The organism is Archaeoglobus profundus DSM 5631, from assembly GCF_000025285.1.
Lineage (GTDB): Archaea > Halobacteriota > Archaeoglobi > Archaeoglobales > Archaeoglobaceae > Archaeoglobus_B > Archaeoglobus_B profundus.
The window spans coordinates 1,196,814-1,208,833 of record NC_013741.1; the positions used below are offsets into that span (position 1 = coordinate 1,196,814).

The 12,020-nt window shown below is 42.5% G+C and carries 11 protein-coding genes, 1 tRNA gene and 1 pseudogene; 4 read left to right on the forward strand and 9 right to left on the reverse strand.

The annotated features are described in order from the left end of the window. Nucleotides 1–183 precede the first annotated feature (183 nt). The 4 genes from ARCPR_RS07035 (at nt 184) to ARCPR_RS07050 (ending at nt 4,252) form a co-directional block, all read left to right on the forward strand. Entirely contained in the window at nt 184–1,422 is a 1,239-nt protein-coding gene (locus tag ARCPR_RS07035; RefSeq protein ID WP_012940788.1) for an ATP-binding protein, read from the forward strand. Nucleotides 1,423–1,458: 36 nt separating this feature from the next. After that, nucleotides 1,459–1,543: transfer RNA gene (locus ARCPR_RS07040), tRNA-Leu, on the forward strand. 394 nt (nt 1,544–1,937) lie between these two features. Beyond that, nucleotides 1,938–2,579, forward strand: a complete 642-nt coding sequence (locus tag ARCPR_RS07045; RefSeq protein ID WP_012940789.1) for a hypothetical protein — start codon at nt 1,938–1,940, stop codon at nt 2,577–2,579. Between the two features lie 593 nt (nt 2,580–3,172). Then, on the forward strand, nt 3,173–4,252 hold the full coding sequence (locus ARCPR_RS07050; RefSeq protein ID WP_012940791.1) for a mandelate racemase/muconate lactonizing enzyme family protein: 1,080 nt from the start codon (nt 3,173–3,175) through the stop codon (nt 4,250–4,252). Nucleotides 4,253–4,254: 2 nt separating this feature from the next. Here the strand turns inward: ARCPR_RS07050 and ARCPR_RS07055 are convergent, their stop codons facing one another. The 9 genes and pseudogenes from ARCPR_RS07055 to ARCPR_RS07090 form a co-directional block, all read right to left on the reverse strand. Continuing rightward, the gene (locus ARCPR_RS07055) at nt 4,255–5,010 is read right to left on the reverse strand and encodes an aspartate/glutamate racemase family protein (protein ID WP_012940792.1); all 756 of its coding nucleotides are present in this window, start codon (nt 5,008–5,010) and stop codon (nt 4,255–4,257) included. A 12-nt stretch (nt 5,011–5,022) separates the two neighbouring features. Beyond that, nucleotides 5,023–6,279 carry a cytosine permease gene (locus ARCPR_RS07060; protein ID WP_012940793.1) on the reverse strand — a complete coding sequence of 419 codons (1,257 nt, stop codon included), beginning with the start codon at nt 6,277–6,279 and terminating at the stop codon, nt 5,023–5,025. Between the two features lie 24 nt (nt 6,280–6,303). Further along, nucleotides 6,304–7,857, reverse strand: a complete 1,554-nt coding sequence (locus ARCPR_RS07065; RefSeq protein ID WP_012940794.1) for a hydantoinase/oxoprolinase N-terminal domain-containing protein — start codon at nt 7,855–7,857, stop codon at nt 6,304–6,306. Continuing rightward, nucleotides 7,857–8,942 (reverse strand): annotated as a pseudogene (locus tag ARCPR_RS10220) (DUF917 domain-containing protein). The gene ARCPR_RS07065 and the pseudogene ARCPR_RS10220 overlap by 1 nt, the downstream one beginning before the upstream one ends. Nucleotides 8,943–9,035: 93 nt before the next feature. Then, complete coding sequence (locus tag ARCPR_RS09800; RefSeq protein WP_012940795.1) at nt 9,036–9,194, reverse strand: hypothetical protein; 159 nt, start codon at nt 9,192–9,194, stop codon at nt 9,036–9,038. Continuing rightward, nucleotides 9,194–9,808 (reverse strand): hypothetical protein, encoded by a 615-nt coding sequence (locus ARCPR_RS07075; RefSeq protein WP_012940796.1) that lies wholly within the window; start codon nt 9,806–9,808, stop codon nt 9,194–9,196. Before ARCPR_RS07075 ends, ARCPR_RS09800 begins: the two co-directional genes overlap by 1 nt. After that, nucleotides 9,805–10,878 (reverse strand): cyclic dehypoxanthinyl futalosine synthase, encoded by a 1,074-nt coding sequence (gene mqnC / locus ARCPR_RS07080; protein ID WP_012940797.1) that lies wholly within the window; start codon nt 10,876–10,878, stop codon nt 9,805–9,807. Before mqnC ends, ARCPR_RS07075 begins: the two co-directional genes overlap by 4 nt. Then, nucleotides 10,859–11,437, reverse strand: coding sequence for a ZPR1 zinc finger domain-containing protein (locus tag ARCPR_RS07085; protein WP_012940798.1), 579 nt, complete (start codon nt 11,435–11,437; stop codon nt 10,859–10,861). The genes mqnC and ARCPR_RS07085 overlap by 20 nt, the downstream gene beginning before the upstream one ends. A 15-nt stretch (nt 11,438–11,452) precedes the next feature. After that, nucleotides 11,453–11,824 (reverse strand): cell division protein SepF, encoded by a 372-nt coding sequence (locus ARCPR_RS07090; protein ID WP_012940799.1) that lies wholly within the window; start codon nt 11,822–11,824, stop codon nt 11,453–11,455. Nucleotides 11,825–12,020 lie beyond the last annotated feature (196 nt).

Sequence of the window (12,020 nt, forward strand, 5' to 3'; positions counted from 1 at the left end):
ATACATATGATCATCTTTTTGTAATTCGCAAAGCAAGGATGTCATTAAGGATATTTCAAACTTTTGATTGTCTCTTGCAACATAATATATACAAATGTTTAAATACTTTTGAACACATTGTCTTCCTTGAGTCGTACTTCAAGCAAAAGGTTTAAAATAAATGTCATAGATTGGTTCAGTTGCATGGAGTCGGTTAAACTTGTCGAGCTACTCTTGACAGCGGAGATATACAACAGGTTTGAAGAGCTTACTGAGGACGATATACCCAAAGAGTTAAGAAAGGCTTTCTACGGAAAAAATGGCCTAACGAGACCACTTGTAGTTAAGTACGATACTGCCAAGAAAGTTGTTAAAGACGTGGATTCTGCTTTGAAGAACTTACCATTCGTTGACTACAACGCAATAACCAGGCAGATAAAGTTGACATCCTTTGAGCTTGCCGTCAAGTGGTTTGCTCAAAGAGCCTTAGACAGGATAGAAAGAAATCCCATACTCGCATACTACTACCAGAACTACGACTCTTTGAACGTTTCGTATGAGAGAGCTAAGAAGATGAACGCTCCCAAGTGTAGCGATAAGGAGTGGCTGATGTGTGTTCTAGCAGAGCTTGAAAAGAACAAGGAAACGTCGGAAATGCTTAGTTTGGTTAGGGTGTATTCGCCAGAAGACATAAGAGTTGACTTCTCAGACATTGCTTTAACCGATGATCAAATTGAAGAGATTAGAAAGATTGAGATTGCTCTTGAAGAGAGGGAATTCTTAAGGGAGATAGGTTTGACGGATGTAGGAAAGCTACTCTTCATAGGGCCTCCCGGGACTGGAAAGACTACCACAGCGAGAGCGTTGAGTAGAAAGCTCGGATTACCTCTCGTGGAAGTTAAGCTCTCAATGATAACGTCCCAATACCTAGGTGAAACTTCGAAAAACATAGAGAAGGTTTTCGAACTTGCAAAGATACTAAGTCCTTGCATACTCTTCATAGATGAGTTCGACTACGTTGCAAAGACCAGAACGAGCGATGAACATGCAGCTGTAAAGAGGGCAGTTAATACGCTTCTCAAGTCCATAGATGAGATTAATCTCGTTGAGGACGGTGTAATACTCATAGCTGCAACCAACCATCCAAGTCTGCTCGATCCGGCAGTGTGGAGGAGATTCGATAAAGTTATTGAATTTCCAGAGCCTTCAGAAAGTTTAAGGAGGAGGATACTCGAGATAATACTCGCTAAGGTGCCGGGGAGCTACGACATAGATGAGATAGTTAAGATCACTGAAGGATTTACCGGAGCGGAGCTGAGACTAGTTGTAAGGGAAGCTGTGTTAAAAGCTTTGCTTGAGGAAAGGAAGGAAATAACCCAGAATGATCTAAAGTCAGCTGTTGAAGAAGTTAAGAGCAGGTTAAAGCTTAGAGAGACTTATTAGTAAAATTTTTATCACTTTTCGATTAATTCATCACGAGCGGGGGTTGCCGAGTCAGGTCAAAGGCGCGGGATTCAGGGTCCCGTCCCGTAGGGGTTCGAGGGTTCAAATCCCTCCCCCCGCATGTTCTTAGAATTTCTCTAAGTTTTTCTTCGAGAATTGAGTTAATATTAATCCCTAATTCCTTTGCTCTCTCAAGGAGATTTTTATCGATTTTACTGGAATCTCCAAATTTAAAGTATTAAAAATGAAAAATATCTTTATAATAACATAAAATTCATTCTTAGCAAATTCATTCTTAGCTTAGCACAAGTAGGTTGTACAAGCTTAAAAAATAAGAAAAATCAAATTTGAGTCGAAGTACTTACATCGTATTTTGGAAAGATTTATGAATTGAAAATCTTGCAAATAAATTGTCAACAACATTTAAGGGGGTAAACTTATGACGAAGAAATTTGTGTACCTAAGTTTTAATATGTGTAGCTGGAGTTCTAGTTCTGGGGTGTATTAGCGAAGAGGTGAAAGCTACCATAAAAGGATATGAAATTACAGATTTCGATGGACGGCCAGCGATAAAAGTCAATATTGAGACTAATGAATATCCAATAACAGTATACCTATTGGGCCCCGATCGAAGAACAATAGATATGAAGGTGATTGAAAGCGAAAAGGATATTCCAGCGATTTTGTACTTTGGATTGCCAGGGGCTAATACCAAGCCTGGAACATATTACCTAAAACTTGAGTATGGTGCAAAAACTCTCGAAGAAAAAGAAATTGAATTAGTAGGATCAAAGGTTCAGCTCGTCGATTATAAATTTAGTTTTGAATACAATGAACTTATTGGATACAAGTTTAAGCGAGTGGAATTAACACTTAAAAATATTGGAGATACTCCCGCGTATGTGTACTACATCGAACTAAAAGTAGATGATAAAACACCACTTTCAATGGTTGCAGAGCAATATAAAACTCCAATGAATCCTGGCGAAACAAAAACATACTCCGCCGACTTCTCTCTACTGTTTGTTGATAAACCAGGCACATACAAAGTTGAGATAAGAGTTGCAGATTCCTATGGTACAGTAATTGGAGAATTCGTAAAAACTATCGAAGTTAAATGGGACCAATATTCTGGGGTATCATTTTATTTTTTATAGGATTGGTCGGTTGGGTTACATTCAGCGTTGTCGGAGCACTTGAAAAGTTTACAACAGCAAAACTTAGTTCAATAACTTTAATTTATTTTTTTGGATTAACATTCTTTTTCAGCTTACCAATTGCAATCTTGCTCGAAATCGTTAAATGGATTAAAACGAAGAGAAAGACCAAATGACAAAGAGTATTATTACACCAATTGAAACAAATACTGACTTAGTTGATACTGTTCGTAAAGCCACATTCATTTGAAAAGACAAAATGTTTTAAAGACTACAGAGGAGAATTACCGAATTACCCAAGATTACTCAAATTATTTTAACATATAATTTATTTTAACAATTTACAGGCAAAGGAAGAACACATACGTAGGAATAAAAAATGTTAGAACCCCGACTTTTGCCGACTACGAATCAGCAGTTAGATACTGTCCGAGAAGAGTTCAAGTCAGGGGCATGAACATCTTTCTATAGAAAAGAGAGAAGATGACAAGAACGATTGGAAAAGTTGTTGTTGAAGAGAAAAGATTCCAAAAACTATTTTAAGCAATTGTATTGGCGAAGATTCCAAATTACTGATGAGAAAGTGATCAAAAATGAGGATAAAATCCGTAGAGGTTATCCCGCTCAATATACCCCTTGTGGAGCCTTTCGAAATAGCAATAGGAAAGTTCAGCTTCGCCGAGAACGTTTTAATCAAAGTCCAGCTGGAGGACGGGACCGTAGGTTATGGTGAAGTCTCATCTTCCGGGATAATCACTGGAGATATTCAATCTACCGCCATAGATATTGTGAAGTACATATCTCCAGCTCTCGTGGGGGAGTCCATAGAGAGATACAGATACCTGATTAAAAAATTAAGAAGCATAATTAAGTTTCATCCGGGTACTTTTGCAGGTTTGGAAAATGCAATTCTCGACGCCTACACCAACTACATAGGCGTTCCGCTTTACAAGTTCTTGGGTGGTGCGAGCTATGAGATCGAGTCCGATGTTACGCTATCTATAACAACACCCGAAAAAGCTACTGAGACTGCTTTGAGTTATTTCGAGAAAGGATACCACATATTCAAGCTCAAAGTCGGGAAGGATTTCGATGAGGATTTGAAGAGGGTTTTGGCTGTAAGCGAAGCAGTTCCGGATTGCGAGATCAGGGTGGATGCTAATCAGGGATACACTCCGAAAGAGGCTGTAAGGTTCATAAACAAGCTTTACAGCAAAGATGTTAACATCACGCTGTTCGAACAACCAGTTTACTGGAAGGACATTCAAGGTTTGAAGTTCGTTACGGATCACTCGCCCGTCCCGGTGGCGGCGGATGAAACCGTCTTTACGGCAACAGATGCGTTTAACGTTGCCAGAGAAAGGGTTGTTGACGTTATAAACATCAAGCTCGCAAAGTGCGGTGGCGTGCTGGAGGCGCTTGACATCATAGCTGTAGCGAAAGCTTCTGGGTTGGAACTCATGATAGGTTGCATGGTGGAATCGAACATCGGTTTAGCTCCGAGCGTTCACCTAGCATGCGGAACTGGCGAATTTTCGTATATTGATTTGGACTCTTACCTCTTCCTGAAGGAATTGCCACTTAAAGGCGGTTTTGAAGTAGATGGCCCGAGATTGATCGTGAAGAACATCAAAAAGGGATTGGGCATTGAGGAGAGCAAAAAAGAAAAATAAAATCAGAGCAGTCTGTACTTCTCTCTCGGAGGTCTGTATGCTTCTTTGCTATGGCTTATTCCCATCAATACGAGCATTATTGCCGTATGAATTGCGGCTCTAAGCGGTTCTATGACTGGAACATTTATTCCCTTCTCTTTCAACGCTTTCTCCATTGCATCAGCAATCGGAGACATCCCCGTGCATCCGAGCACTATTGCATAGGCTCTGTCTTCAACGACGGCTTTCTCAGCTGCCTCTATCATTCTTCGAATCGTTAGCTCGGGATTCTTTTCGAGCTCAAGCACAGGCACGTTTATCGTCCTTATCGAAGCCAGATTTTGGATGAGGCCATATTTAGTTACGAGCCCTCTTATCAGCGTCTCTGTTTCTGGTAAAATATTAATTATTGAGAATCTACCAGCTATCTGCGATGCCAGATGAATCGAAGCTTGATTTGCACCAACGACGGGGATTTTTACAAGTTCTCTCCCTGCATCAAGCCCCGGGTCTCCAAAGCAGTCAAGAACAACGGCATCGTAGCCGTTATCTTCAGCCCATTTAATCTTCTCCAGAATATAGGGTGTGTTTAGTGCTTCATCGTATGCTCCTTCTATGGATGCCGTTCCCTTTTCTATAGTCACGACTTCCAGCTCAACAAGCCCGTTTGTTTCCTCCTTTAGCTTTCTCCCCAAATTTTTGCGATCATCTATTGCGCTTTGAATCCCTTCTGTGTAAATTATGGGAACGAGATCAACTATTTTTATGGTCTTTACCATTTTTTCACCTCCTTACTCTCTTTTAATTAATTTCCACAACACCAAATACACAACCATCGCCGTTACTATGCCATTTATCGGTGCAATTCCCATCTTCAGCAATAGACCTACTGCAGATCCGGCTATCCATGCAACCACACCTATCCAGTTAACACCCGGATATTCCTCCCATTTCTCCGGCTTTCCGCTTCTAAGTATCCAGTAATCCGCTATTAAAACTCCAGCGAGTGGTGGTATAGTTGAGGTTAGCAGACTCAACCAGTCGATGAAGTGGTCGAGTATTCCGCCAACGGCGAGCACCGTACCTATAACACCGGCAATGACTGTTGCAAGTGCTCTTTTCTCTCCTGGGAGATTGAACATGTTTGCCAATGCTAAACCACCAGAATATGCATTTATTGTGTTGGTCGTCCATGTGGCAAGGATTAGAATCACAAGTGCTATTCCTGAGAGACCGAGTGTTGATAGCACTTCCGTGATGTCGTATGTTCCGGCAACGACGGACATTATGGCTCCCATGGCGAGCATACCAACTCCAGCGGGCCATACACCTACTACTGACGACAAAACCGCATCTCTTCTATTTTTAGCGTATCTTGAATAGTCGGCAGCTATTGTAGCACCGACTGCAAATGATCCGACTGTAAGAGCAACTCCTTGGATAAATGGGAATGGAGAAGGGGGTGAATGCGACACCAGAGTCTCAAGCCCAAACTTCTGTATTGAGACGTAGGTTCCGTAGAGTGAGAGAATTAAAAGTGCCGGGACTGCAATATAGTTCAGGTATTCCAGAGCTTTGTATCCTATTACAGCGGTCGTGAGCATTATTAATCCCCAAACAAGTGATGATATCCACACTGGAATATCTGCACCAACCCATGTTTTCATTATGCTCGAGAAAGCTAATCCAGCAACGTTTGCTTGAACTCCAAACCAGCCTATAGTTCCGACAGCGAGGATAAGTGATATTATTACTCTCGAACCTGCAACACCAAAGGCCGATCTTGATATCACTGCTGCAGGTCTTCCGAGGTCTGCACCCTGCATTCCCGTGAAGGTCATGATTAAGATGATTATCGTATAGCCGGCCACTCCAGCCAGTATCCCCTCTTTCAACGGCAAACCACTAACAAGTGCGCCACCAATCATCAGTGCTGGTATGCAGATCATAACTCCAATCCAAATCATTGCTATGCTATACCATGGCTGCCTCTCCTCTAGAGGTATTGCGTCAATAGCGTGTTTTTCGATTATCCCATCTTCTTTCACGAAAATCACCCAATAAAAAAAATTTTATTTAGAGAGATATCCGGCCGCTTTTACTCTAATTCTTGTTGCGTTTCCTGGCAAATAAGCTAATGGAATCTCTTCAAAGTTGACGATTTCGACCGTGTCTGGATTTGCTCCGGCCTTTATGGCTTCCTCGACAGCCATTCTCTTTGCCTCTTCAATAGCCTTCTCTCTTCTTATCTGATCTAAAGAGAACACTCTGTCCACTTCTCCGCTAACCTGAGCTATTGCAGCTCCGATTGCGTTGGCAACATCGTAGTTTGGAGGTCTTATAACTTTGGATGCTCCTTTCAACTCGTCTGGGACTAAGATACTTCCTCCTCCGACGAGTATCACTGGCATTGGTTCTGGACTGGTTTTGATCTTCTCTATAGCCTCTTCAACCATGCTCTTGATCTTCTCCGTTGCCTTGGCTACGAGGTTTCTATCCAAGTTCTTCACTCTCGATGGGTCTCCTATGCTACATCTTCCAGATGCAACCGCAATATCCGTGGCTGTTAGCGTATTTCCTCCGAATACAAGCGCTTCATTGACGATTCTGAATCCAACGCTCTCCGGACCTACTTTTATTTCTCCGTTCTCCTCTCTGACCAAGCTGCCTCCACCGAGTCCTATAGATATAATGTCTGGCATTCTGAAATTCGTTCTAACCCCTCCAATCTCAACCGCAACCGAAGACTCTCTCGGGAATCCGTTTACAAGGATACCAATATCAGTTGTCGTTCCTCCAACATCCACAACGATCGCATTCTTCTCGTTGGATAGGAAAGCTGCTCCTCTCAGACTGTTTGTCGGCCCTGAGGCTATTGTCAGAACTGGATATTTAAGTGCATACTCTGCAGTCATTAAAGTTCCATCGTTCTGGGTCAGATACAGCTGAGCATCAATGTTTTTCTCGGCTAAAGCTGCTTTAAATGCACCTACAGCTGTTTTGATAACCTTTGTAACCGCGGCATTCAAAGCCGCAGCATTCTCTCTTTCAAGCAAACCCAGACTACCTATTTCATGGGATAGCGTTATTGGAATATTATCTCCCAAAATCTCTCTTAGAATTTCAGCCGCTCTTTTCTCATGCTCCGGATTTACGAGAGAGAAAACTGACGAAATCGCAATTGCTTCAACGTTTTTCTCCTTCAGCTCCTTACCAATCCTTCTTATCTCCTCTTCATCCAGAGGTGCTATCTCTCTTCCGTCGAATTCGTGTCCTCCCTGAACGATGTATATGTTGTTTCCAACCTTTTCAACCAAATCTGCAGGCCATGAGGTCAGCGGTTTTATGGCTAAAGTTGCTGGTTTACCTATTCTGATGACAGCTATTTTTGCGAGGTTCTTTCTCTCAACTATTGCGTTTGTTGCGTGAGTCGTTCCGAGCATCGCATATTTTATCTCAGCGGGATCAACGCCGCTCTTTTTCAGGACAGCATCTATGGCGTTTACTATTCCAGTAGTTACATCTTCAGTCGTTGGAGTTTTTGCCTTGGCTATTACGTTGTTCTTTTCATCCAAGATTACGCCGTCGGTGTTGGTACCTCCGACATCAATACCAATCCTCAACATTATTTACCCTCCATTCTCTTTTCTATCGGGACATAATCGATATCGTAACCAAAATAGCGAGGACCAGCCACTTCCAGACCTTTGGGCGTTCTCCACTTCTCACTACAGGGTATCCCTATTACCACACATCTATATCCGTACTTCAGACCTTCAGTAGTTATCGGCTCTCCAGTCGTTACGTCAAGAACTGTTATTAAGTCCGGAACACTCGCTATGACTTCACCATCACGAATAGCAACAAGATTTTCATTCTGGAAGTGTATCTCAAGTTTTTGCCCACTGTATTCGTCAATACCCTCAAGAATTGCCTCTCCTCTTGCAAAACCGCCAGTAGTCCTTCTAACAACATCTACTATCTTTCCTTTGAAGAGCTCAAATCCGTTTGTTACATCCAGAATCGCATCGACTGGATTTACCTTTCTTTCTCTGCTTTCTCTTATCGCTCTTCCTATTTCTTCAGCCAGAGTTATTGTGTTGAGGATTGCAGCTTCCTTCAGCTGTTTTCCGGTCATTGGATAGATTGCAATCCATGCAGTTCCTCCAAACTGCACTGTTATCGTTCTCGCAATCCATTCTGCCCAGTAGTTGTTTGCCGCTTTCAGTAGAACTACATTGTCCCTTTCATCAGCCAAAGCCATTGGAGTTGCCGAAATTCCATAAATATGGAATGTCGTCATCTGAAGCTCCGGAAAAGCCCTCCCCATGCCATCCGCGTCGACGATTGGAATGCCCATTCTTGCACCCACTGCAAGTGGAGTTGTTGAGTTCAACCCCCCAGCCTCAATCGGCAGTGTGGCATAGACTTCCTACCCAAAGTAATCGCTCAAAGTCTTAAAGGCGTTTATAATCTCTGTTCCTTTTGGTATCTTCTCGATAATGACTGTTGGAGCGCCCATTCCGGCTGAGGGGATTACCAGAGCATCGTTTGGCACGTCTTTTGGATCAATGACGCATATCTCGTAGCCCTCTTCTAAAGCCTGCAAAGCTGCGAGTTTTCCGATGTATGGATCTCCACCACCGCCAGTTCCCAGGACTGTGGCACCTAATGCAAGATCCTCAATATCCTGCTTGTCTAAGACCCTAATTTAAATCACCCCCTAACGTAGACCGTAATTGAGTCACTCAGTGTCGAGCCACCAACCTACTTATATACTTTAAGATCCCTACCAGATCACATCTCAGTCAACTTCTGTAAGGCTTTTCTCCTCTCTAAAACCCATAGCAACAACTACGACAGCTATAGGATAGCGTTTGAACAAACGGGCGGTTGATTTGAAGACTATAAGCTCAAAATTCGTCAAAGTGACTAAACAGAACAGCTTTTCTTGGCTACCCATTATAACCTAATCAACAAAGGGATTGTAGACAATACTACGAACATGAACAGTAAGAAAACAGCAATCACAACTGTCATAACACATCTCTTCCACTCATCAAAACTCATAACGTTCAGCTTCAGTCTCTTCTCCTCGCATCCTTCAACATGTCTTACGTGCACATCGTAGTTACCTCGCCTCAAGTTCGGGAGCTTAAAAGAAAACTTGCCATCCTTCAAGCTGCATCTGCCAAAAACAACCCCGTTCATCAAGAGGACAACGCTACCCTTTGCAGGAATCCATCTCCTCCCAATTCTCTCCCTAACTACACCCACAATTTCCGCACTGTCACCCTCTTTAATGCCGAAAAGGCCTCCAGAGACGTGTGCAGAAATTTTGAAATTTCTATCAAATCTTTCCGACTTTCTAAATTTGAGAAAGCTAGCGAGCTTCAAAGCTCTGAGAACAAGAAACCATCCAAAGACGACAAAGCAGACTCCTATGTAAACGACTTTAAGTGCAAGGCTCTTATCCTTTAGAGAAAGAAATATTCCAGATGCGATGATAAGGTATCCTAGGGACTTTATGCCCACACCTATGAGAATTCTCGCATGAATTGGTGTAAACTCTCTCATAAGCGCTTCAGAATTCTGTAGTAAGTATCCCTTACAGCGACAGGTCTACCTATGGATTTTACAGTTCTAACTACCCTCTCAACTTCGAGAGGTCTAAACTCTTTTCCAGTTGCGGTTATTACATTCTCCTCAAGCATTAGATCGCCAAAATCGTTCGCTCCAAATATAAGACCTAGAGTTGCTATCTCCAAGCCCTGAGTCAACCAAGACGTTTGAACGTTTCTGAAGTTGTGAAGGACTATACGGGATATTGCCAAAACCTGAAGGTATCTCGTAGGTGGGACTGGCTCTTTGATTATCTCGTAAAGTTCAGTGTTTTCCGGCTGAAATGTCCAAGGTATAAATGCTGTAAATCCTCCAGTCCTTGACTGAAGATCCCTTATTTTAAATAGATGCTCGATTATATCCTCATTGCTCTCCACATGACCAAACATCATAGTAGCAGTAGTTCTCATACCTAACCTGTGTGCAGTTTCCATGACTCTCAACCAACCTTCGCTGTCAACCTTGTTTGGGCTGATCTTCTTTCTAATTCTATCGACTAGGATTTCAGCACCGCCACCCGGTATAGAATCCAATCCAGCTTCTCTCAGCCTTTCAATAACTTCTCTGATACTCATTTTCTCCTTCTTGGCTAAGAAGTATATCTCAGGCGCTGAAAGACTGTGAATGTGTACGTTTGGATACTTTTCCTTCACAGCCCTAAAAACATCTTCAAACCATTCTATTCCCAAGTCGGGATTTATTCCTCCCTGCATTAATATTTGAGTTGCTCCTCTCTGAACAGCCATACCAACCTTTCTCAAGATCTCATCCTTAGAAAGTACGTAGCCGTTATCCTTAGCGTAGAAGGCACAGAACTTGCACTTCGATATGCAGATGTTCGTATAGTTTATGTTTATGCCTATTACAAATGTCACCAGATCCCCACATTTCGCCTTCCTTATCTCATCAGCCAACTTGCCCAGAATAGGTAGGGGTAGTTCAAAAAGCTCAAGAGCTTCCTCAAAGCTCAAATCCTCTCCTCTCAAATTCTTCTCAACGTAATATTCATAGTCTGAAGAGTTCATCCTCACTTAACCCCGTCAAATCTACTACAGTCATTCCCGTCTTTAAAGCTTTAGCCTCCTCTTCCTTCATCCTCTCCCTGAAAGCGCTATCGGAAAGAATCAGGCTGTTTCCGAAGGGATCCTCCAAGATCAAGGTCAGCTCATCCTTACCTTCAACCGTATCGTCTATTCTCTTTAAGATCTCGTCACATCTGCTAACTTTTTCTTCATCATCGGCATTCCATCTCCTTGCCATCTCTACAATGTCTCTGATCTTCACGAGAACTCCTTCCAAGTTCGTTATGAAGGCTTGAGAAGCTGGTCCCGGCTCTATCTCGACTCCGATCTCCGGAACTCTTATTGTGCCAGATGTAGACCTAATCACCTTGTCGTAAAGAGTTTTCTTGTTGATTTTCACAGTAAACCTCGTAGGCTCCTTTATCTCAGAAACTATCGCATCAGAATGCTTGAATCCGCATTCACAGATTATAGTGGTGAGTAGGACTTTCCCGAAGAAGGGTGTGTCGTAAAGTAAGGTGTTTATCTTTAACTCCCTACCGCATGCGGGGCAAGGTATCATAAGGTTAAATTACACCTATGGACTTTCAAAACTTTTGCTCCCCCTTATCTTAACCCTATCAACCTTTATTCCGGTGGGCGTCACTATTATGTAATCCTCCCCCAAGCCCACAATATCTCCTTTCACATCCTGAGCCAACTGCTTTAGATCCTTCAAGACTCTCTCGTATACCCACTTATCGTGCTTTATGAAAGCTATGTCCGCTATGACTATGTTCCCGTTGTAAACCTGCCTTCTTATTTCAGGAATTTCGTTTATCCCGGTCACTTCAGCAACCTTTATGTAGGTGACACCCTCGTCTACAATCTCAGCCTCATACTCGCTCAAATCCAGTTCTTCGTAATCTTCAACCTCGACTTTTTCCTTCTTGAAGAGCTTAAATATCATGACCTTTTGTCGAAAAACAAATATTTAAAGTTAATGAGTCCAATCGATCAACACCATACTAGCGACATTGTTCCTGAGATAATTTTCATGCCTTTGATCCAACTGGATAACCTCTTATGATGCAAGAGATAAAGAGCCACTATATTCGCTCCTTCCTTCGAAAGAGTCTTACGCTCTGTGAGCGTCTTTCCTGAGT

What these genes read in the sequence shown, in the direction of transcription:
- ARCPR_RS07050 (WP_012940791.1), top strand. Translation starts at nt 3,173, where the DNA reads ATGAGGATAAAATCCGTAGAGGTTATCCCGCTCAATATACCCCTTGTG.
- ARCPR_RS07075 (WP_012940796.1), bottom strand. Translation starts at nt 9,808, where the DNA reads ATGAGAGAGTTTACACCAATTCATGCGAGAATTCTCATAGGTGTGGGC.
- ARCPR_RS07055 (WP_012940792.1), bottom strand. Translation starts at nt 5,010, where the DNA reads ATGGTAAAGACCATAAAAATAGTTGATCTCGTTCCCATAATTTACACA.
- mqnC (WP_012940797.1), bottom strand. Translation starts at nt 10,878, where the DNA reads ATGAACTCTTCAGACTATGAATATTACGTTGAGAAGAATTTGAGAGGA.
- ARCPR_RS07085 (WP_012940798.1), bottom strand. Translation starts at nt 11,437, where the DNA reads ATGATACCTTGCCCCGCATGCGGTAGGGAGTTAAAGATAAACACCTTA.
- ARCPR_RS07090 (WP_012940799.1), bottom strand. Translation starts at nt 11,824, where the DNA reads ATGATATTTAAGCTCTTCAAGAAGGAAAAAGTCGAGGTTGAAGATTAC.
- ARCPR_RS07065 (WP_012940794.1), bottom strand. Translation starts at nt 7,857, where the DNA reads ATGTTGAGGATTGGTATTGATGTCGGAGGTACCAACACCGACGGCGTA.
- ARCPR_RS07035 (WP_012940788.1), top strand. Translation starts at nt 184, where the DNA reads ATGGAGTCGGTTAAACTTGTCGAGCTACTCTTGACAGCGGAGATATAC.
- ARCPR_RS09800 (WP_012940795.1), bottom strand. Translation starts at nt 9,194, where the DNA reads ATGGGTAGCCAAGAAAAGCTGTTCTGTTTAGTCACTTTGACGAATTTT.